Origin of the sequence: Verminephrobacter eiseniae EF01-2 (genome assembly GCF_000015565.1) — a bacterium.
GTDB classification, from domain to species: Bacteria; Pseudomonadota; Gammaproteobacteria; order Burkholderiales; family Burkholderiaceae_C; genus Acidovorax; species Acidovorax eiseniae.
In genome coordinates, this window is sequence record NC_008786.1 from 763,100 (window position 1) to 781,229 (window position 18,130).

The window sequence follows — 18,130 nt, forward strand, 5'->3', positions numbered from 1 at the left end:
TCACATTGGGTTGGCGTCGGTGTTCGGCTCCAGCCGGTGCTCCACACGAAAGCTGCGCCAGGGCAAGCCCTCCCGGGAATCCTGAGAGTTCTGAAAATTGGCCAGGAATTCAACGCTGCGCGCAACGAAAACCCGGCCCCCCTGTGGCAGCGCGACCCGGGCCTGCAGCCGCAGGCGCCGTGTCGCGGCGCTGTCGATGAATTCTCCCGTCAAGCCCGTGGTGTCGATGGCGCTGGCCCCGGCATTGCGCTGCGCTGCGATGCGCACCGCCTGCACTGCATCGCCGTTGGCCAGCACCGTGAGCACCGCTTCGGGGGCTGCCATCGGGTTGACACGCCCACTGCCTGCCGCGTCCACGTCCGCCGTGATGAGCGGGGCGATCGTAGCATACAGGTCGTAGTCGATTCCGGGCACGCGCAGCAGGTCTTCGGCGGCCTCGAAGCCACGGGGGCTGCCGCCGCCGACATGCAGCGCGCGCCAATCGGCGGCGGCTTTGGCCAGTGCCTGCGCCTGGCCCGCCTCCAGGCCGGCAGCCACCATGAATAGGCGGGCCAGCAGCGCTGGTGTGGCGCGATTGAGGTCGATCAAGCCGTTCAGGGGCAGTATCTGCACGTCAATGGCTTGTTCGTGATAGCGCGTCGGCAGCACGCTCAGGCGCACGGGCAGCGCAGGGCCTGCGGCCAAGGTTTGCAGGGCCAGGTGGATGGCGGCGTCGCCCTGCGCTGCGGCGTTCACCAGTTGCCGCGCAGCAGTTGCCGTGCGCGCCTCGCCACGCACGGCCCGGGACATGCCGGTGACGAGAATCGCCAATGCGGCCACGATCCAGAGGACCGCGATCAGCACCATGCCACGCGCCGCGCTGCGCGCTGCGATCTGCGCTGCGCCCACCGGAGTACTTTCGCCTGCGGCGGCGGTGTGCGCGCCTTCGGGTGGCTGCGCTGCGCTCATGGACTCGATCCGCCCACCGTGAAGACGATGCTGCGCGCATCGCTCAGCGGCAGTTGGTGCAGCGCAATGATCAGCGGCGGCCACTCGGAGGCCGCGCTGCGCAGCGTCAGCCAGGCCCTGTGCGGCAAACGGTCCGGGTCGGACCAGCGGGGCAGCCAGCCGTCCGCCGGGCTGCCCGCCTGCCCCTGATAGCGGATGGACAAGGATGCCACGTCGGCCAGCAGCACGCGGCTGTCGGCGGTGGACCAATCGGGGAAGGCCGACGCCTCCTCCCAGGGCTTGAAACGAAGCACCAGCCCCAGCCCGGCACCGTCCACCGGTTCGGCCGCAAGGCGAAAAAAGTTGCGCCCGCCGGCACCGAAGCGCGCAGGCATGACCCCGACCCAGGCCACGGCATCGGGCGCGCCGGCAAACAGGTATTTCCCACTGCCCGGCGCGGCGGTGGCCGCAGCTTCGATCTTGCGCCCGGAAATGCGGCCCAGGCTGCTGCGGATGAAGGCCACGGCCACGCGCCACTGGTCGGTCTGCGCCAGCCGCGCATCGACGCGCTCTTGCGTCTGGGCCACGGTGCGCAGCGATGCGCCCAGCGCCAGCATGACCAGCGATAACAAGGCCATGACCACCAGCACCTCGACCAGCGTGAAGCCGCGGCGACGGATTCCTGGCATAGCCGGCGTAGTCGGCGCAGTCGGCGCAGTCATTGGTTCGCCTCGCCGGCCAGTGCGCGCCGCTCGGGCCGCAGGGTTTGTAGCTCGAACTGGCGCTGGCTGCCGCCATCGGCCCAGGAAATGGCGATCGAGACTTCATGCAGCAGCGGCGCGTTGCCGCTGTTGACGCCCGTGGCGTAGGGCGCACTGCGGATGCTCCAGGCCAGTTCGCCGGAGCGCCCCTGCTGCTGCCAGCCGCCCGGTGGCACGTCGTCGCTCAGCGCCAGCAGCGATTCGGCCAGGACGGTGGCGCGCTGGCGCAGGTCGACCTCGACGACCGCGCGCGCGCTGCCGCCGGTGGCCCGGTACAACATGCCCAGCGCGATGGCCATGATGGCGCATGCCACCAGCAACTCCAGCAAGGAAAAACCGCGCTGACGGCGCGCCGCGTTTGTCATTGGAGCAGCGGCTCTTGGCTCACATGCCCGGACAACCAATCGACGCGCAAGCGCACGCCATTGCCGGCGGGGCGGATGATCTCTATGCTGCCGCCGGTGGCCCCGCCATCGGGCAGGAACCGGATGGCCGCAACCCCTCGTTGCAGTTCACGCTCGGCCACCGTCGCGCGGATTCGCAAAGCCGGCGCCAGCCGGTGCGGCGCTGCGCCCTGCAGCCCGAAGGCATGGCCGGACAAATCCACGGCAAACCGCACTTCACGCCCCTGGCTCAACGCGATCGAGCGGGCCTGGCGCAGCTCGCTGAGCATGGTGCGCACCGTGTCGCGATATTTGGCCGATTCGCTCAAGCGCTCGAACGCCACCGGCACCAGCCCGATGACCAAGGCCATGATGGCGAACACCACCAGCAATTCGATCAGCGTAAAGCCGCGCTCACGCCGCATGGTGCTCTTGGCTTGCACTCAGTGGGTGTTGCGGATGTCCGCGTTTTCGCCGTCACCGCCAGGCGCTCCGTCGGCGCCGAGCGACAGGATTTCAATGCCCCCGTCCGGGCCGGGATTGGCGTAGCGGTAAGGGTGGCCCCATGGGTCTGTGGGCAGTTCCTTGCCCTTCAGGTAGGGGCCGGTCCAGCCCTGCACGTTGCCCGGGCGTTGGATGAGCGCTTCCAGGCCCTCTTGCGTGGTCGGGTAGCGGCCGACATCGAGTTTGAACAGTTCGAGCGACTTGTCCAAATCGGCGATCTGCACCAGCGCCGTTTTGGCTTTGGCGCCGCCGAGTTGGTTGAGCACGCGCGGGCCGACCAGGCCGGCGAGCAGCGTCAGGATGGCCAGCACGACCAGCAACTCGATCAGTGTGAAGCCGCGCACGGGCCGGCCGGGGCGGGGATCGCCGCATGCAGGGCCACATGCGGCGCGGCGGGCTGTGGGGCGGGCAGGAATGCTCAGCATTGGGTGCCTGGGGCCTCGGGTAAACGCCGATTATACGGCCAGGTCATTGATGGACAGGATGCCCAGCAGGATGGACACGATGATGGCGGCGACCAGCAGGCCGAGCAGCAAGATGAGCACCGGTTCGAGCAGCGTGAGCAGGCGCCGGATGCCGGTTTCCACCTCGCGGTTCAAGACATTGGCCAGTTCCAGCATCATCGGGCCGATGCGGCCGGTTTCCTCGCCCACGCGAATCAGGTTGATGGCCAGCGGCGCGAAGATGCCGGTGGCCGAGACGGCCTGCACCACCTTGCCGCCTTCCTTGACGATAGGCCCGACGCGCGCCAATGCCTGTTGCAGCACGGCGTTGCCCACGGTGTCGGTGGCGATGTGCAGCGCAGTGAGCATCGGCACGCCATGGCCGAGCAGCGTCCCCAGCGAGCGCGCGAACAAGGTGAGTTGGTATTTGAGCGCCAGCGGCCCGACCAGCGGCAGGCGCAGCACCCGCTTTTGCCACCAGTGGCGCCCGGCGGGCGAGCGCAGCCAGTGGCGCAGCAGCAGGCCGGCGCCGGCGCCGGCCAGGCCCATGGCCCAGCCGTAATCGGTGAACGCCTGGCCCAGCCCCATCACCAGGCGCGTGGGCAGGGGCAGCGCGTCGCCCATGTCGGTGAACAGCTTCTCGAACTGCGGCACCACGAAGCCCAGCATCGCGACCAGCGAGAGCAGGGCCACGGCCAGCAGGATGGCCGGGTAGATCGTGGCCGAGATGACGCTGTCGCGCAGTGCGCGCTGACGCTCCATGTGCTCGACCAGCCGATCGAGCACGGCGGACATTTGCCCGCTGGCCTCGCCGGAGCGCACCATGTTGATATAAAAATCGCCAAACAGCGGGCCATGCGCGGCCAGCGCGCGGCTGAGCGGCGTGCCCCCCTTGACGGCATCGAGCAGGGCTTGCACCAGGGCGGTGACGCTGGGCTTGTGGCTCATGTCGATCAGCACGCGCAAGGCGTTGTCGAGCGCCAGGCCGGCGCGCAGCATGATGGCCAACTCGGAGGTCAGCGCCAGGATATCGGCGGCACGGACCGGGCCTTTGCTCTGGCGCTGCCTGGGCTGCGCAAAGCCCCCGGGCATCGGCCCCGGGTCCGCCGCGCCAGCCGCCGCTGCGCTGGCGTCGGCCAGGTGCAGCGGCGTCAGCCCCTGGGCGCGCAGTTGCTTGAGCGCCAGCGCGGCATTGGCGGCGCTCAGGCGCCCCTGCTCCACTTGGCCGCCGGCCGTGGCGGCATGCCAGATGAAATCAGGCATCGGACGGGTCGTCCTGCGTCACCCGGGCCAATTCGTCCAGCGTGGTGCGGCCGGCGGCCACCTTGCGCAGGCCATCCTCGTACAGGCTCAGCATGCCGCCCTGCACGGCCATCGCGTGCAGGATGTTCGCATCGCGCCCTTCGATGATCGCGCGGCGCAGGGAATCGTCGAGCAGCAGCAGTTCATGGATGCCGGTGCGGCCACGGTAGCCCGACTGGCGGCAATGCTCGCAGCCCACGGCCCGGTACACCGGTTGGCCCGCCGCGCAAAAGCGCGCCAGACCTGTGCGCTGGCGTATCTCGGGCCCGGGGTCATGGGCCTGCTTGCAATGCTCGCACAGCGTGCGCACCAGCCGTTGGGACAGCACGCCATTGACGGCGGAGGTGATCAGGTAGGGCTCGACCCCCATGTCCTGCATCCGGACCACCGCGCCGGCGGCGGTGTTGGTGTGCAAGGTCGAGAGCACGAGGTGGCCGGTGAGCGCCGATTGCACGGCGATCTGCGCGGTCTCGCCATCGCGCATTTCGCCGATCATGATGATGTCCGGGTCTTGCCGCAGGATGGAGCGCAGCGCATTGGCAAAGGTCAGATCGATCTGCGTGTGCACCTGAATCTGGTTGATGCCCGCGAGCTGGTACTCCACCGGGTCTTCGACCGTGATGATTTTTTGCTCGCCGGCATCGATCTTGGTCAACGCGGCGTACAGCGTGGTGGTCTTGCCCGAGCCGGTGGGGCCGGTGACCAGCAAAATGCCGTGCGGGCGGGCCAGCAGCGTGGCCAGGCGCGCCAGCGTGTCCGGCTCGAAGCCCATGCTCTCGAGTTCGAGGCGGACACTGGCGCGGTCGAGCACGCGCATGACCACGCTTTCGCCGTGCACGGTGGGCACGGTGGAGACGCGCAGATCCAGTTCGCGCCCCTTGAGGCGGGTCTTGATGCGCCCGTCTTGCGGCAAGCGGCGCTCGGCAATGTCCAGATGCGCCAACAGCTTGACGCGCGAATTGACGGCAGCGCTCAGGCGCGGCGGCACCAGTTCGCCGGGATGGATCACCCCGTCGATGCGGTAGCGCACATGCAGGCCATCGTCGAAAGGCTCCAGGTGGATGTCGGAAGCGCGCAGATCGATGACCCGGCCAATGATGGTGTTGACCAGGCGGATGACCGGCGCCTCGCTGGCCAGATCTTTCAGATGCTCGACGAAATCGCTGCCATCGAGGCCATCGCCGAAGCCGTCGTCCTGGGGCTGCGGCACGGCGTTGGCCGGCTCGGCCAGCGCTTTGTCGATCGCGCTTTCCAGCGCCAGATACGGCACGATGGCATGGCCGGTCGCCAGATGCAGGGCCTTGACGACGAAGGCATCCTGCGGCACCGCCATCGCGACATGCAATTGGTCGCCTTCGAGGCGCAGCGGGCAGACATTGTTGGCCGCCAGGAACTCGGGGCGCAGGCCCTCGACTTCGGGCAGCAGATCGGGAAAGTCATGCTCGGACACCAAGGGGATGCCCAGTTGCGCCGACAGCGCTTGCGCCACATCCGCGTCCGACACCAGCCCCAGGCGCACGAACACGCGCCCGAGCAGGCCCCCCATTTCCTGCTGCGCGGACAGCGCGCGCTCCAGGTCGCGGGCGCTGAGCTTGCCCGATTGCACCAGCAACTCGCCGATGCGCGGGCGGGGCAGGGGGGCATCCTGCGGTTGCAGGTCGGCGGGGGCTGAAAGCAGGTCTGTCGTCATGGGGTGGTGGCAGCGCGGCGCAACCGCAACGGTCACGGCAAGGGGGGGTCAGAGTGTAGCCCGGCGCTGGCCCGGCGCTGGCGTTTCCCCTCCCCCGGGCGCCTGTGCGCCGGTGTGCCGGCCGGTGTGCCTCCGTGTGCCTTACAGTCGCGGCTGCTCGATACACATCGTACTTTCACCGTGGCACCCATCTTGGCACCTCTGATCATCGTTGGCAGCGCCTGCCTGGCATTGGGCCTGGGCGGCTGGGGACTGGCCTTGTTGCAACGCGCCGCGCCGGCCGCGCCCCCGGCGGCCAGGCCCATGCTGCTGGCCCCGATGATCGGCGTGATCGACACCTGCGTGCTGCTGCCGGCGACGGCGCGCAGCACCCCGTTGGAGCAAGCCTGCACCGATCCTGCCCGGGGCTCTGCCGCAGCGCTGGTGGAATCGACGCTGACCGCCTTGCAGCCCCGGCGGGGCGGGGCGCAGCGCTACCCGCTGGGCTACACGCTGCCGGTGCCGTTGCTGCAACTGTTTCGTCAGACGCCAGAGGGCTGGGCCGTTGACATGGAGCGTGTGCAGCGGCTGGCGCGCACCATCCGCGACACCGACCGCCCGGTCATCCTGTACCTGTTTGCCACGCATTTTTCTGTGCATTCCCCCCTGGAGGAGGCGCTGGCCGGCGATCCGGCGAACCTGGCCCATACCCGGCAGGGGCCGCTGGCGCGGGACAGCTACTACGGCGCGCCGATATACCCGTGGACCTTTGCCCGCACCGACACCGAAATCACGCGCCGGCGCGTCGAGGCGACCCGGGCCATGCTGGGCGCGCTGTGCCAGTTGGCGCCCGAGGCCGTCGCCAAGGTCAAAGGGGTCACCTTGCTCGGCGAGTTGCACCACCTGTTTCCTGATTTTCAGGCCGGCATGGGTTTTACCGGGCCGTATCGCATCACCGATTACAGCGCGGCGTCGGTGCAAGGGTTTCGCCAGTACCTGCGCCAGCAGTTTGCGCACATCGCCGACCTCAATCGCGTATTGGGCGCCGATTACCCGTCATTCGACGCCATATTTCCCCCGGCCAAGGATATCCGCTCAGAGCCGTTGCAGCGCTATACGGAGCATCTGGACGCATTTGCCCATGGCAGCCTGCCCATCGCAGGCTGGGCTTACGCCCCGGGCAGAAGCAGCGGGGAGCCGGCCTGGGTGCATATTTACCGCAATGGCGCATTCATTGGCAAAACGCCCGTGAACCAAGGCCGGCAAGACGTGCTGCAGGCGCTGCCGCAATTGCGCGATGCCAATACCGGATGGCGCTTCGACATGGATTTCAAAAGCCTGCCTGCGGGCCTGCACCGGCTCGATATTTTTCTGGAGGCAGCGCCTGGCCGATTGACGGCACTGGGCACGCGCCATATTGCCATCATGGACCGGCGCCAGACCACACCCCGGTTGCAAGCGCAACAGGCCCTGCCCGCCGGCACGCTGGCGCAGGGGGACATTGCGGCGCATATCGACCTGCCCCCGGAGCATTCCTCTTACTACTACAACCCGATGGTGCCGCTGTGGCACGCTTTTCGCGGGCTGCAAGTGGTCAATTATTTGCGGTTTTTCGATGATGTCGTCAGCCAATCATGCCTGGCACGGACGAGGCATTACACGCACCAAATCATTCCATTTACCAACCCCGGTTGGGATGCGAGCAAATACGCCGTCGACCCGTCACTGGCCAGATTCTCCAGCCTGCGGCTGGGCGTCAGCCTGTATGGCGCTGCCGCATACGGAAAGTATTTCGACCAATGGTACCGGCGGACCCGGCATCCAAGTTATGGCATCACCGAGTTTCACCCGTTGAAGGCACTGCCATGGCCGCAGTTGCAAGCGGTGCTGGACGGCCATGCCCGGCAAGGTGCAGATTTTCTTTCTTTCTTTCTGGAGCCGCGCTGGCAAGGGCGGCTGGTCGAGCGCAAGCACAATGAATTTTCTCTGGATCCGGCCAATGACCGGTTCGGCTCCGACGCGCTCTACCGGGCGCTGGCCCAGGGGCTGGCCCGGGAGATCGATGCCCGCCCAGCCGACGCAGCGCCATGAGATCGACGGCGGGCGAGCATTACCCGGCGCTGGATCATCTCCGTGCACTCGCGGCGCTGATGGTTTTTTGCTGGCATTTTCTGCATTTCACCAACGGCTACCCTGTGCCTTTTGGCCAGGCCGCCGCCTTCTTGGCGCTGTTCCCGCTGGCATTGCTCGACGAGGGCCATGTGGGCGTTTCCCTGTTCATGACCCTGAGCGGCTATCTTTTTGCCAAGCTGCTCGATGGTAAAAATATCAGCTACCCCCGCTTTCTGTTCAACCGTGCGCTGCGGCTGCTGCCATTGCTGCTGTTCGTGGTCGCGCTCGAGTTGATTTTTGCGTTGTTCTCGGCGGCGCCCGGCGCAGAGGTGAAAAATCAGCTGCTGGCGCTGGGCCGGGGCTTGGTGTTTCCGAGCCTTCCCCATGGGGGCTGGTCGATCACCGTCGAATGGCATTTTTATCTTCTGCTGCCGCTGTTGCTGCTGCTGGCGCGCAAGTCGCTCTGGAACATGGCCTTGGTGCTGGCCTGCGCCATTTTGACCCGATACCTCTGGCACAGGGAATATGGTGAGGTGCAAAATCTGGCGTACTTCACCATCATCGGGCGGATCGATCAATTCGTGCTGGGCATGTTGGCCTGTCATTTGCCGCGCAGGATTTTGCGCCCGACAACGGGGGACGTGGGGGTCGGGGTGGCGGCGCTGGCTTTTTGCATTTTCTATTGGATGTTCGATGCCCGGGGCGGATTCATGCGTTCGCCCGGCTACCCTTCGGGCAATCCCCTGTGGATCGTCATGGGCAGCGTGGAGGGGGTTTTCTTTGCCCTTTTCATTGCCTGGTACGATCGCCGGGAGCCATGCGCCCCGCAGCGCAACCGCAACTCCCGGGCCTGCAGCGGGGTTTCCCTGTTTCTGGCCAGAGTTGGCGAATACTCCTATTCGATCTATCTGCTGCATATGTTTTTTGTTTTTCATGCGGCAAGGTTCATTCACGAGCGCATCATGGATATATCCCATTTCCTTGTCGCATTGCCCTGGGCCTTGCTGTGCTTTTTGTTGATGCTGCCGCTGGCCAGGCTGAGCCATCATTGCATCGAGCTGCCATTCATGCAGTGGCGCAAGCCCTACATCATCGAGCGCGAAAAACCCGCCGGCTCGCCAGATAGGTCAATGGAAAAGAGACCATGATCGCAAAAGCCGGAGCCCATATCTGCGGCAATCCCCAGCCCCGAACCCATAAGACCACCAAGGCCAGGCCCAGCAGATATTGCGCCAGATAAATGGCGCCGACCCACAGCAGGCCGAATCTCCCGCCGGTTTGCCGAAAGACATAGTACCGCTGCAGGCCATACGCGACCCCGATGCCGACAAGCCAGGAAATGCTGTAGGCCCAGGCATAGGTCATGACCATGAAGTCGAGCAGCAGCCGATACAGCGCATAGGAGGCCAGCGTATTCAACGTGCCGGAGGCCAGAAATCGGTGCAGGCTGTGGCGCATGGATCAGGGGGAATCGATGCCGGCGGCCGGCGGCCGGTGGAGCGCCCTGGCCAGCACCACGAATCGATCGTAGTCCCGGATATAGTCCTCGGGGTCGTAGTGCTCGGACGCCAGAACCAGCAAGACGGCATCCGGCGAATAGCGGTACTGAACGCTCCAGGTCATGGGCGGCAACAGCAGTCCCAGTGCGGGGCGGTCCAAAATGAATTCCTCGCTGTGCCGGGCGTCGTCGGCCAGCACATGGACGCTGCCCTTGACGGCGACCAGAAACTGGCGGCACTGGTGGTGGGCATGTTCTCCGCGCACCTGCATGCTCGGCACATCGAACACCAAAAAATACCGGCGCACGGCAAAGGGCACATCGCTGCCGAATTCGGCCACCGACAGGCTGCCCCGCATGTCCTGCACCTGGTGCAAGTGGTGCAGGGTCACGCCGTCGACGCCGGTCGGGCGCGGGCCTGGCGTCCCGGTCTTTGCGCCCGGGGTTTGCACATAGCCGACGATCTTTGCCGGGTTGCCCACCACGATGGCCTTGGGCGGCACGGAGCGGGTGACGACCGCGCCTGCGCCAACCATCGCCTGCGCGCCGACCGTGATGCCTGGCAGCAAGGTGGCATTGGCGCCTATCGATGCCCCCTGGCGCACGACGGTCCGGGCAAAGGCTTCGGGGCGCTGCCGGCTGCGGGGGAAACGGTCATTGCTGAAGGTGGCGTTGGGGCCGACGAACACATCCGATTCCAGCCGGATGCCATCCCATAGCTGCACACCGCATTTGATGGTGACGCGATCGGCCAGCCAGACGTCGTTTTCGATGAAGACATGGTCGCAGACGTTGCAGTCGGCGCCGATCCTGGCCCCTGGCAAGACATGGGCGAAGGCCCAGATGCGCGTTCCGGCACCGACTGCGGTGGACTCGCACAGGGCCTGCGGATGGACGAAGTAATCAGGCATGGGGCCGCTCGCCGGGGTTGCTGACGCCGGGCGGGCCGAACTGCTCGTCGCGCAGCACCACGGCCAGGGGCCGCGCCTTGGTGTTTTCGTAGGCGCGCCAGGCGTAGGAGCCGACGACGCCCAGGCTGAGCAGGTTCAGCGCGCCAAAGAAAACGATCGTCAGCATGATCATGGCATAGCCGGGCACAGTGATGGCGCCGAGCAGCTTGGCGGCCAGCACGGCGGCGCCCACCACCGTGGCCGCCAGCGTGCCGCCCAGGCCGGCGCGCAGCAGCCAGCGGATGGGCAGGTCGGTGAAGGAGAAAATGCTGTCGGCCATGTAGCCGAGCTTTTTGCGCAGCGTCCATGCCGACACGCCATGCTGGCGCGGCTGGCGCACATAGGACAGTTGTTGGCGGCGAAAACCCAGCCAGAACATCTGCGCGATCAACGAGCTATGGCGCTCTTGCAGTTGCAGCAAGCTGTCCCTGAAGGCCCGGTTGCAGGCAAACACATCCACCCCGCCCGGGGGGATTTCGGACAGCACGTAACGCCGGTAAAGCCACCAGAAAATCTGCGCCGGCAAGCGCGTGGTCAGCGGCTCGTGGCGCGTCTGCCGCACGCCGATGACCACATCGCAATCGGCGCGCAGCAGGGCTGCGTGCATGCGCAGCACCAACTCGGGCGGCTCCTGCAGGTCGGCCGCCAGCACGGCAAAATACGCTCCGCTGGCCCGTTGCAGCGCGACACGGATGGCGGCAAAAGAGCCGAAGTTGCGCGACAGCAGCACCAGGCGCGCGCGCAGCGCGCAGTGCGGCAATCGCTCGCGCAGGATCTCGTAGCAGCGGTCCGGGCTGCCATCGACCACGAACACGGTTTCCATCGCCCCCTCCAGCCGGGCGTGCAGCGACTGCACGGCTGCCAGCAGGTCTGGCAGGCCGGTCTCGTTGCGGTACACCGGGATCAGCAGCGAGAGCATCTTCAGGCCCGGGCAAAGAAAGAGCGGACTGCGGCGCTGACCCGGTCCACATCCGCGTCGGACAGACCGGGGTAGCAGGGCAGGGACAGGACCTGGGCGCAGGCTTGCTGCGTCACCGTCAGCGGGCCGCAGCAGGCCGCGCCCGGGTAGGCGCGCTGAAGGTGGTCCGCCACCGGGTAATGCAGCCCGAAGCCGACCGCTTGCGCTTGCAGATGCTGCGCCAGTGCGTCGCGCTGCGCGGTGCGCAGCACGTACAGGTGGGCCACGAAATCCGGCCCCGGCGGCGCCGGACAGCGCAGCGGCAGCCCCGCCAAGGCGGCACTGTAGCGGGCGGCGACCCGACGGCGCCAGGCATTGTGCGCGTCGAGCTGCGGCAGTTTGGCCAGCAGCACCGCCGCCTGCAATTCGTCGAGCCGGCTGTTGCGCCCCCCGGGGATGTCGACATGGTATTTGTCGGACCAGCCATATTGGCGCAGTTGGCGCAGCCTGTCGGCCAGCGCCGCGTTCGCGGTCAGCACCGCCCCGCCGTCGCCCAAGGCCCCCAGGTTCTTGGTCGGGTAAAAGCTCAGGCAGGCAAGATCGCCCCAGGCGCCGGCTTTTTTGCCTTGCAGTTCGGCGCCATGGGCCTGGGCGCAGTCCTCGATCAGCGCCACCCCGGCGTTGGCGCACAGCGCGGCAATGGCCGGCATATTGGCCATCTGGCCGTACAAGTGGGTCGCGATCACGGCCGCCGGTTTCGGCGCCAGCGCCAGCGCCTGGGCCAATGCGTCGGGGCACAGGGTGAGCGTGTCTTCGGTGACATCGACATACAGCGGCCTGGCCCCTACGGCATGCACGGCCGTGCTGGCATAAAAGCCCGCATTCGCCACTGTGACGACGCGCGCTGGCGCGCCGATTCCGAGCGCGCGCAAGGCCAGTTCCAGCGCGTCCGAGCCGTTGGCCACGCTGACGCAGTGGTCTGTCCGTTGGTAGCTGGCGTAGGCCTGCTCGAACGCGCGCACCTTGCTGCCCAGGATGAAATGGTGGCTGTCGAGCACGGCGTCGATCGCGCCGCGCAAGTCCAGCCCTGCATTGGCTGAGGCAGCGCAGAACAAGGGGATGGGTTTCATGTGAACACCTCGGCATGGGCCAGTGGCGGCGCCTGCGCATCTCTGGGCGACAGCAGGGGCCGGTTGCCGCGCAGGCGCCAGTCTATCGCCAGCGCCGGGTCGTCCCAGGCGATGCAGCGCTCATGGGCGGGCGCGTAGTAGTCGGTGGTCTTGTACAGGCATTCGGCGCTGTCGCTGAGCACGAGGAAGCCATGGGCGAAGCCCGGCGGCACCCAGAGCTGGCGGTGGTTGTCTGCACTGAGCTCCTCGGCCACCCATTGGCCAAAGCTGGGCGAGCTTTTGCGCAGATCCACCACCACATCCAGCACCGCCCCGCGCACCACGCGCACCAGTTTGCCCTGCGGTTGCCGGATCTGGTAGTGCAAGCCCCGCAATACGCCTTGGGCGCTGCGGCTGTGGTTGTCCTGCACGAAGCGCCCGGCGCAACCGGTGGCCTGCTCGAAGGCGCGCTGGTTGAAGCTCTCGTAGAAAAAGCCGCGCGCGTCGCCATGAACCTGGGGCTCGATCAGAACGACTTCGGGTATGGCCAACGCAGTCACTTGCATGGGAGGCATGGGAGGGGGGGTTCAGTAAATCTTGTCGGCGAGCACGCGCAACAGGTATTGCCCGTACCCGCTTTTGCACAGCGGCTGCGCCAGGCGTTCCAACTGTGCGCCGTCGATCCACCGTTGGCGCCAGGCGATCTCCTCGGGGCAGGCGATTTTCAGGCCCTGGCGATGTTCCAGTGTGGCGATGAACTGCCCGGCCTGTAGCAGGCTTTCGTGGGTGCCGGTGTCCAGCCAGGCGTAGCCACGGCCCATGATTTCGACATGCAGTTGCGCTTGTTCCAGGTACCGGCGGTTCAGGTCGGTGATCTCGTATTCGCCGCGCTGCGAGGGCTTCAGCCCCCGGGCCAGTTCGACCACCTGGTTGTCATAAAAGTACAGCCCCGTCACCGCGTAGCTCGAGGGCGGCGCGGACGGCTTTTCCTGCAGCGAAACCGCCTTGCCTTGGGCATCGAACCCGACCACGCCGTAGCGCTCAGGGTCTTGCACATGGTAGGCAAACACGCTCGCCCCTTCGGTGCGCGCCATGGCACGGCCCAGGCGTTCGTGAAAGTCGTGGCCGTAGAAGATGTTGTCGCCCAGCACCAGCGCGCTGGGGGCGTCGCCGAGGAAGGTTTCGCCAATCAGGAACGCCTGCGCCAGGCCGTCCGGGTGCGGCTGCACCGCGTAGTGCAGCGCAATGCCCCATTGCTGGCCGGTGCCGAGCAGTTGCTCGAAGCGCGGCGTGTCCTGCGGGGTGCTGATGATCAGGATCTCGCGCATGCCGGCCAGCATCAGGGTGCTCAGCGGGTAGTAGATCATCGGCTTGTCGTACACCGGCAGCAGTTGCTTGCTGATGGCCAGCGTGGCCGGGTGCAGGCGGGTGCCGGAGCCGCCGGCCAGGATGATGCCTTTGCGTGTCGTCATCAGGATGGGCAGAGGATTTCGCTCAACATGCGCGCCACGCCGGTCTGCCAATGGGGCAGGGTCAGGCCGAAGCGCGTTTGCAGCTTGTGCGTGTCGAGGCGTGAGTTGCGGGGGCGTATGGCCGGGGTCGGGAAGGCGCTGCCGGAGATCGGCAGCACCTCCGTGGCCATGATCTTGCCGGCCAACGGCGATTGGCGCGCCCGGGCCAGCACATACCGGGCATAGCCGTTCCAGGTGGTGGCGCCGGCTGCGGCCAGGTGGTACAGGCCCGCATCCTGCGGGCGCTGCTGCAGTTGCCGGATGGCGTGGGCCGTGACATCGGCCAGCAGTTCGGCGCCCGTGGGCGCGCCCCACTGGTCATCGATCACCGTCAGGCGCTCTTGCTGCTGCGCCAGCCGCAGCATGGTCTTGGCAAAGTTGGCGCCGCGCGCCGCGTAGACCCAACTGGTGCGAAAGATCAGGTGCTGCGCGCCCGATTGCTGCACCGCTTGCTCGCCTTCGAGCTTGGTGCGGCCATAGACGCTGAGCGGCGCAGGGGGGTCGGTCTCCAGCCAGGGCCGCTGCCCGCTGCCGTCGAACACGTAGTCGGTGCTGTAGTGCACGAACAGCGCCGCCGATCTGGCCGCCTCTTGCGCCAATGCGCCGGGCGTCAGCGCGTTCAGGGTGCGCGCCAGGTCAGGCTCGCTTTCGGCCTGGTCGACGGCCGTATGGGCCGCCGCGTTCACGATCACGTCCGGGCGCAGCGCGCGCACGGTGTCGACCACGCCGCAGGGGTTGGCAAAGTCTGCGCAATGCCCGGTGCTGTCATGGCCCAGCGCCGTGACCGGCCCCAAAACCGCCAGGCTGCGCTGCAACTGCCAGCCCAACTGCCCGTTGCGGCCAAAAAGCAGGATGTTCATGCGCCGCTGCCCGCCGCTCGGATCTCCCCGGCCGCATCGGCCGCATCGGCCGCTGGAACCTGCGGGTAGCAGGTCTGCACCCAGTCCCGGTAGGCGCCGGTCTGTACCTGGGCCACCCATTGCGGGTGCTCCAGATACCACTGCACGGTCTTGCGGATGCCGCTGGCCCAGGTCTCGGCCGGTTGCCAGCCCAGTTCGCGCCCGATCTTGCGCGCGTCGATGGCGTAGCGCCGGTCATGGCCGGGGCGATCTTGCACATGCGCGATCTGGCTCAGGTAGCTCTGGCCGTCGGGACGGGGCCGCAGCGCGTCGAGCAGGGTGCAGATGCTGTGCACGATGTCGATGTTGGCTTGCTCGTTGCCGCCTCCGATGTGGTAGCTGTGGCCCACCTGGCCGGCCTCCAGCACGCGGCGGATGGCGCTGCAATGGTCTTTCACATACAGCCAGTCACGCCGCTGCAGGCCGTCGCCGTACACCGGCAATGGCTGGCCCCCCAGGGCGTTGACGATCATCAGCGGGATCAGTTTCTCCGGGAACTGCAACGGCCCGTAGTTGTTGCTGCAATGGGTGGTCAGCACCGGCAGGCCATAGGTGTGGTGCCAGGCGCGCACCAAGTGGTCGCTGGCCGCCTTGCTGGCGCTGTAGGGGCTGTTGGGCTGGAATGCGCGGGTTTCGGCGAAAGCCGGCTCCCGGGGCGCCAAAGAGCCGTAGACCTCGTCGGTGCTCACTTGCAGGAAGCGCAAGCCCTGCCGGGCGCGGTCGGGCAGCGCGGCGCCGTATCGGCGCACCGCTTCGAGCAGCCGGAAAGTGCCGACGATGTTGGTCTGGATGAAATCTTCCGGGCCGTGGATGGAGCGATCGACATGCGACTCGGCCGCGAAATGGACGATGGCGCGCGGCTGGTGCTCGGCCAGCAAGCCGGCCAGCAATGCGCTGTCGCCGATGTCCCCTTGCACGAACCGATGGCGCGGGTCTTGGCGCAGGCCCTCCAGGTTGTGCAGGTTGCCGGCGTAGCTCAGCTTGTCGAGGTTGAGCACCGGCTCGTCTGAAGACGCAAGCCAGTCGAGCACGAAGTTGGCGCCGATGAAGCCCGCGCCGCCGGTAACCAAAATCATGGGATGGGCCGTTGGAGGTGCCTTGCGGCAAGCCGGCGATTATCCATCACGAGGCAGTCTCCTCGGGGGCGTCGGGCGCCCGGGTGTGCTTGATGAACAGTTGCGCGGCCCACAGGCCGACCTCGTACAGGGCGCACATGGACAGGGCCAGCGACAACTGCGAGACCACGTCGGGCGGGGTCACGATGGCCGCCACGATAAACGACAGCACGACGAAATAGCCGCGAAATTCGCGCAGCTTTTGCACACTGACCACGCCCATGCGCACCAAGACCACGAGGGCAATCGGCACCTCGAACGCCAGCCCAAAGGCCAGGAACATCGACAGCACGAAGTTCAGGTAGGCCTCGATGTCGGGCGCTGCCGTAATGGTCTTGGGCGCAAAGCTCTGGATGAAAGCAAACAGTTGGCCGAACACCCAGTAGTAGCAAAACGCCACGCCGATGAAAAACAGCAGCGTGCTGGAGAGCACCAGCGGCAGCACCAGCCTTTTCTCGTGCGCATACAGGCCGGGTGCGACAAAGGCCCAGACCTGCCACAGCACATAGGGCAGGGCCAGCAAAAAGGCCGTCATCAGCAGGATTTTCAGCGGCACCACGAACGGCGAGATCACCGAAGTGGCGATCAGCGTGGCCCCCTTGGGCAGGTGCGCCACCAGCGGCGCGGCCAGAAAGTCGTACAGCGCGCCGGGCCCCGGAAAGAAAAACAGGATGACCAGCGCGATGCCAACGGCGGCGATGGCTTTGAGCAGCCGGTCGCGCAGTTCCACCAGGTGCTGCACGAAGGGCTGTTCGGTGCCGGCGAGTTCGTCTTCCGGGGAGGGGGTTTCGGACATGTTGGATGCTCGTGGGCGTTCGGGCCGTCTGTATGGTCGGTAGGCCCGGGCAGCGCGCCCGAAGCGGTGTCAGCGGGATTTTCCGGGCCGGTAGCGCGCCACACGGGCCGCGCCGGACAGGGCTTTGCTGCGCACGCCGCTCCTGGCCTTGTACCACTGGGGCAGCGCGCTGCGCTTGAGGCGCCAGCGCTTGCCCGGGTGTTTGTACTCGGGCGCAGGCACCGTCGCCGTCGAACCCGGCAGGGGGGCGGCGCTGTCGATGGCCTCGGCCCAGTCCTTCTCGAATGCGCTGGCGCTGGTCTGTATCGAGTCGTGCACCTCGCGCGCGGCGCTCTCCACCGTGTCCTTCATCTTCTTGAGTTCGTCGAGCTCCATCGAGCGGTTGACCTCGGCCTTGACATCGGCCACATAGCGCTGCGCCTTGCCCAGCAGCGTGCCGACCGTGCGCGCCACGCGGGGCAGCTTTTCCGGGCCGATCACGATCAGGGCCACGGCGCCGATCAGCGCCATCTTGGACAGGCCGATGTCAATCATGGGTCAAGCGCCGGTGCGGGGCCAATCGGCGCCACCGGCTCAGCCTTTTGGTTTGGTTTGGACATCGATGGTCTGGTCGGCGGTGGACTGGTTGGCCACCTGGCCTGCGGGCGCGGTATCGGTCGCCGCGTCCTTCATGCCGTCCTTGAAGCCCTTGACGGCGCTGCCCAGATCGGTGCCGATGTTCCTGAGTTTCTTGGTGCCGAACACCACGACGACGACCAGCAGCACGATCAGCCAGTGCCAGATGGAAAAAGTGCCCATGAGATCTCTCCTGATGAATGGCGCCCATTTTAGACGGCGGCCCATGGGCCGGGTTCAGCCCTTGCGTTCAGCCCTTGAGCCAAGGGCGGGGGCCGCCCATCACATGCAGATGCAGGTGGTGGATTTCCTGCCCCCCCTCGCCGCCGGTGTTGACCACGATGCGAAAGCCCCCCTCGGGGTACGGGTTGCACCCCTGCTCCAGCGCCAGCCGGGGTGCCAGCGCCATCATGCGCCCGAGCAGGCCCGCGTGCCCGGCATCGACCTGGGCCATCGACGGGATATGCAGTTTGGGAACCAGCAAGAAATGCACCGGCGCCCAGGGGTGGATGTCGTGGAAGGCGAAGATTTCTTCGTCTTCATGGACTTTCTTCGACGGCAGCCGGCCGGCGATGATTTTGCAAAAAAGGCAGTTCGGATCGTGCATGGTCAAGCAAAGGGATACGGCAGGAACGAGA

The 18,130-nt window shown here is 66.7% G+C and carries 21 protein-coding genes; 2 read left to right on the plus strand and 19 right to left on the minus strand.

Features of this window, described 5'->3' with window-relative positions; genetic code table 11:
• From VEIS_RS03350 to VEIS_RS03380, 7 genes are read right to left on the minus strand one after another with little or no spacing between them, the layout of a single operon-like run.
• On the minus strand, nucleotides 1–948 hold the full coding sequence (locus tag VEIS_RS03350) for a type II secretion system protein GspK (protein ID WP_011808478.1): 948 nt from the start codon (nucleotides 946–948) through the stop codon (nucleotides 1–3).
• A complete protein-coding gene (locus VEIS_RS03355; protein ID WP_041949780.1) occupies nucleotides 945–1,616 on the minus strand; it encodes a prepilin-type N-terminal cleavage/methylation domain-containing protein in 672 nt (223 codons plus the stop codon). Before VEIS_RS03355 ends, VEIS_RS03350 begins: the two co-directional genes overlap by 4 nt.
• Before the next feature lie 29 nt (nucleotides 1,617–1,645).
• A complete protein-coding gene (locus VEIS_RS03360; RefSeq protein WP_011808480.1) occupies nucleotides 1,646–2,053 on the minus strand; it encodes a type II secretion system protein in 408 nt (135 codons plus the stop codon).
• Complete coding sequence (locus VEIS_RS03365; RefSeq protein WP_011808481.1) at nucleotides 2,050–2,496, minus strand: GspH/FimT family pseudopilin; 447 nt, start codon at nucleotides 2,494–2,496, stop codon at nucleotides 2,050–2,052. The genes VEIS_RS03360 and VEIS_RS03365 overlap by 4 nt, the downstream gene beginning before the upstream one ends.
• 18 nt (nucleotides 2,497–2,514) lie before the next feature.
• Entirely contained in the window at nucleotides 2,515–3,000 is a 486-nt protein-coding gene (gspG, locus tag VEIS_RS03370; RefSeq protein WP_011808482.1) for a type II secretion system major pseudopilin GspG, read from the minus strand.
• Nucleotides 3,001–3,030: 30 nt separating this feature from the next.
• Nucleotides 3,031–4,281, minus strand: a complete 1,251-nt coding sequence (locus VEIS_RS03375) for a type II secretion system F family protein (protein WP_011808483.1) — start codon at nucleotides 4,279–4,281, stop codon at nucleotides 3,031–3,033.
• Entirely contained in the window at nucleotides 4,274–6,010 is a 1,737-nt protein-coding gene (locus VEIS_RS03380) for a GspE/PulE family protein (RefSeq protein WP_011808484.1), read from the minus strand. The genes VEIS_RS03375 and VEIS_RS03380 overlap by 8 nt, the downstream gene beginning before the upstream one ends.
• A 180-nt stretch (nucleotides 6,011–6,190) precedes the next feature.
• Between VEIS_RS03380 and VEIS_RS03385 the strand changes: the two genes are divergently transcribed.
• Together VEIS_RS03385 and VEIS_RS03390 are read left to right on the plus strand one after the other, a co-directional pair.
• The gene (locus VEIS_RS03385) at nucleotides 6,191–8,080 is read left to right on the plus strand and encodes a hypothetical protein (RefSeq protein WP_232287831.1); all 1,890 of its coding nucleotides are present in this window, start codon (nucleotides 6,191–6,193) and stop codon (nucleotides 8,078–8,080) included.
• Nucleotides 8,077–9,249: an acyltransferase family protein gene (locus VEIS_RS03390; RefSeq protein ID WP_011808486.1), complete on the plus strand. Its 1,173-nt coding sequence runs from the start codon at nucleotides 8,077–8,079 to the stop codon at nucleotides 9,247–9,249. The genes VEIS_RS03385 and VEIS_RS03390 overlap by 4 nt, the downstream gene beginning before the upstream one ends.
• Here VEIS_RS03390 and VEIS_RS03395 read toward each other — a convergent pair.
• The 12 genes from VEIS_RS03395 to VEIS_RS03450 all read right to left on the minus strand — a co-directional run bounded on the left by VEIS_RS03395 (nucleotide 9,191) and on the right by VEIS_RS03450 (nucleotide 18,099).
• Nucleotides 9,191–9,559, minus strand: coding sequence for a GtrA family protein (locus tag VEIS_RS03395; protein WP_011808487.1), 369 nt, complete (start codon nucleotides 9,557–9,559; stop codon nucleotides 9,191–9,193). The two genes, VEIS_RS03390 and VEIS_RS03395, sit on opposite strands and share 59 nt — an antisense overlap.
• Nucleotides 9,560–9,562: 3 nt before the next feature.
• Nucleotides 9,563–10,510 (minus strand): WxcM-like domain-containing protein, encoded by a 948-nt coding sequence (locus VEIS_RS03400; protein ID WP_011808488.1) that lies wholly within the window; start codon nucleotides 10,508–10,510, stop codon nucleotides 9,563–9,565.
• A complete protein-coding gene (locus tag VEIS_RS03405) occupies nucleotides 10,503–11,468 on the minus strand; it encodes a glycosyltransferase family 2 protein (protein ID WP_011808489.1) in 966 nt (321 codons plus the stop codon). The genes VEIS_RS03400 and VEIS_RS03405 overlap by 8 nt, the downstream gene beginning before the upstream one ends.
• Before the next feature lie 2 nt (nucleotides 11,469–11,470).
• A complete protein-coding gene (locus VEIS_RS03410) occupies nucleotides 11,471–12,577 on the minus strand; it encodes a DegT/DnrJ/EryC1/StrS family aminotransferase (RefSeq protein ID WP_011808490.1) in 1,107 nt (368 codons plus the stop codon).
• The gene (rfbC, locus tag VEIS_RS03415) at nucleotides 12,574–13,122 is read right to left on the minus strand and encodes a dTDP-4-dehydrorhamnose 3,5-epimerase (protein ID WP_011808491.1); all 549 of its coding nucleotides are present in this window, start codon (nucleotides 13,120–13,122) and stop codon (nucleotides 12,574–12,576) included. The genes VEIS_RS03410 and rfbC overlap by 4 nt, the downstream gene beginning before the upstream one ends.
• 21 nt (nucleotides 13,123–13,143) lie before the next feature.
• Nucleotides 13,144–14,028, minus strand: coding sequence for a glucose-1-phosphate thymidylyltransferase RfbA (rfbA, locus tag VEIS_RS03420; protein ID WP_011808492.1), 885 nt, complete (start codon nucleotides 14,026–14,028; stop codon nucleotides 13,144–13,146).
• Nucleotides 14,028–14,927, minus strand: a complete 900-nt coding sequence (gene rfbD / locus VEIS_RS03425) for a dTDP-4-dehydrorhamnose reductase (protein ID WP_011808493.1) — start codon at nucleotides 14,925–14,927, stop codon at nucleotides 14,028–14,030. The genes rfbA and rfbD overlap by 1 nt, the downstream gene beginning before the upstream one ends.
• Entirely contained in the window at nucleotides 14,924–16,042 is a 1,119-nt protein-coding gene (gene rfbB, locus VEIS_RS03430; protein ID WP_011808494.1) for a dTDP-glucose 4,6-dehydratase, read from the minus strand. The genes rfbD and rfbB overlap by 4 nt, the downstream gene beginning before the upstream one ends.
• Nucleotides 16,043–16,088: 46 nt before the next feature.
• Nucleotides 16,089–16,877 carry a twin-arginine translocase subunit TatC gene (gene tatC / locus VEIS_RS03435; RefSeq protein ID WP_011808495.1) on the minus strand — a complete coding sequence of 263 codons (789 nt, stop codon included), beginning with the start codon at nucleotides 16,875–16,877 and terminating at the stop codon, nucleotides 16,089–16,091.
• A 69-nt stretch (nucleotides 16,878–16,946) separates the two neighbouring features.
• Nucleotides 16,947–17,411 (minus strand): Sec-independent protein translocase protein TatB, encoded by a 465-nt coding sequence (tatB, locus tag VEIS_RS03440; RefSeq protein ID WP_011808496.1) that lies wholly within the window; start codon nucleotides 17,409–17,411, stop codon nucleotides 16,947–16,949.
• A gap of 39 nt (nucleotides 17,412–17,450) precedes the next feature.
• Entirely contained in the window at nucleotides 17,451–17,675 is a 225-nt protein-coding gene (gene tatA / locus VEIS_RS03445) for a Sec-independent protein translocase subunit TatA (RefSeq protein ID WP_011808497.1), read from the minus strand.
• A gap of 67 nt (nucleotides 17,676–17,742) precedes the next feature.
• Nucleotides 17,743–18,099 (minus strand): histidine triad nucleotide-binding protein, encoded by a 357-nt coding sequence (locus VEIS_RS03450; RefSeq protein WP_011808498.1) that lies wholly within the window; start codon nucleotides 18,097–18,099, stop codon nucleotides 17,743–17,745.
• Nucleotides 18,100–18,130 lie beyond the last annotated feature (31 nt).

What these genes read in the sequence shown, in the direction of transcription:
- VEIS_RS03350 (WP_011808478.1), bottom strand. Translation starts at nt 948, where the DNA reads ATGAGCGCAGCGCAGCCACCCGAAGGCGCGCACACCGCCGCCGCAGGC.
- VEIS_RS03355 (WP_041949780.1), bottom strand. Translation starts at nt 1,616, where the DNA reads ATGCCAGGAATCCGTCGCCGCGGCTTCACGCTGGTCGAGGTGCTGGTG.
- VEIS_RS03360 (WP_011808480.1), bottom strand. Translation starts at nt 2,053, where the DNA reads ATGACAAACGCGGCGCGCCGTCAGCGCGGTTTTTCCTTGCTGGAGTTG.
- VEIS_RS03365 (WP_011808481.1), bottom strand. Translation starts at nt 2,496, where the DNA reads ATGCGGCGTGAGCGCGGCTTTACGCTGATCGAATTGCTGGTGGTGTTC.
- gspG (WP_011808482.1), bottom strand. Translation starts at nt 3,000, where the DNA reads ATGCTGAGCATTCCTGCCCGCCCCACAGCCCGCCGCGCCGCATGTGGC.
- VEIS_RS03375 (WP_011808483.1), bottom strand. Translation starts at nt 4,281, where the DNA reads ATGCCTGATTTCATCTGGCATGCCGCCACGGCCGGCGGCCAAGTGGAG.
- VEIS_RS03380 (WP_011808484.1), bottom strand. Translation starts at nt 6,010, where the DNA reads ATGACGACAGACCTGCTTTCAGCCCCCGCCGACCTGCAACCGCAGGAT.
- VEIS_RS03390 (WP_011808486.1), top strand. Translation starts at nt 8,077, where the DNA reads ATGAGATCGACGGCGGGCGAGCATTACCCGGCGCTGGATCATCTCCGT.
- VEIS_RS03395 (WP_011808487.1), bottom strand. Translation starts at nt 9,559, where the DNA reads ATGCGCCACAGCCTGCACCGATTTCTGGCCTCCGGCACGTTGAATACG.
- VEIS_RS03400 (WP_011808488.1), bottom strand. Translation starts at nt 10,510, where the DNA reads ATGCCTGATTACTTCGTCCATCCGCAGGCCCTGTGCGAGTCCACCGCA.
- VEIS_RS03405 (WP_011808489.1), bottom strand. Translation starts at nt 11,468, where the DNA reads ATGCTCTCGCTGCTGATCCCGGTGTACCGCAACGAGACCGGCCTGCCA.
- VEIS_RS03410 (WP_011808490.1), bottom strand. Translation starts at nt 12,577, where the DNA reads ATGAAACCCATCCCCTTGTTCTGCGCTGCCTCAGCCAATGCAGGGCTG.
- rfbC (WP_011808491.1), bottom strand. Translation starts at nt 13,122, where the DNA reads ATGCAAGTGACTGCGTTGGCCATACCCGAAGTCGTTCTGATCGAGCCC.
- rfbA (WP_011808492.1), bottom strand. Translation starts at nt 14,028, where the DNA reads ATGACGACACGCAAAGGCATCATCCTGGCCGGCGGCTCCGGCACCCGC.
- rfbD (WP_011808493.1), bottom strand. Translation starts at nt 14,927, where the DNA reads ATGAACATCCTGCTTTTTGGCCGCAACGGGCAGTTGGGCTGGCAGTTG.
- rfbB (WP_011808494.1), bottom strand. Translation starts at nt 16,042, where the DNA reads ATGATTTTGGTTACCGGCGGCGCGGGCTTCATCGGCGCCAACTTCGTG.
- tatC (WP_011808495.1), bottom strand. Translation starts at nt 16,877, where the DNA reads ATGTCCGAAACCCCCTCCCCGGAAGACGAACTCGCCGGCACCGAACAG.
- tatB (WP_011808496.1), bottom strand. Translation starts at nt 17,411, where the DNA reads ATGATTGACATCGGCCTGTCCAAGATGGCGCTGATCGGCGCCGTGGCC.
- tatA (WP_011808497.1), bottom strand. Translation starts at nt 17,675, where the DNA reads ATGGGCACTTTTTCCATCTGGCACTGGCTGATCGTGCTGCTGGTCGTC.
- VEIS_RS03450 (WP_011808498.1), bottom strand. Translation starts at nt 18,099, where the DNA reads ATGCACGATCCGAACTGCCTTTTTTGCAAAATCATCGCCGGCCGGCTG.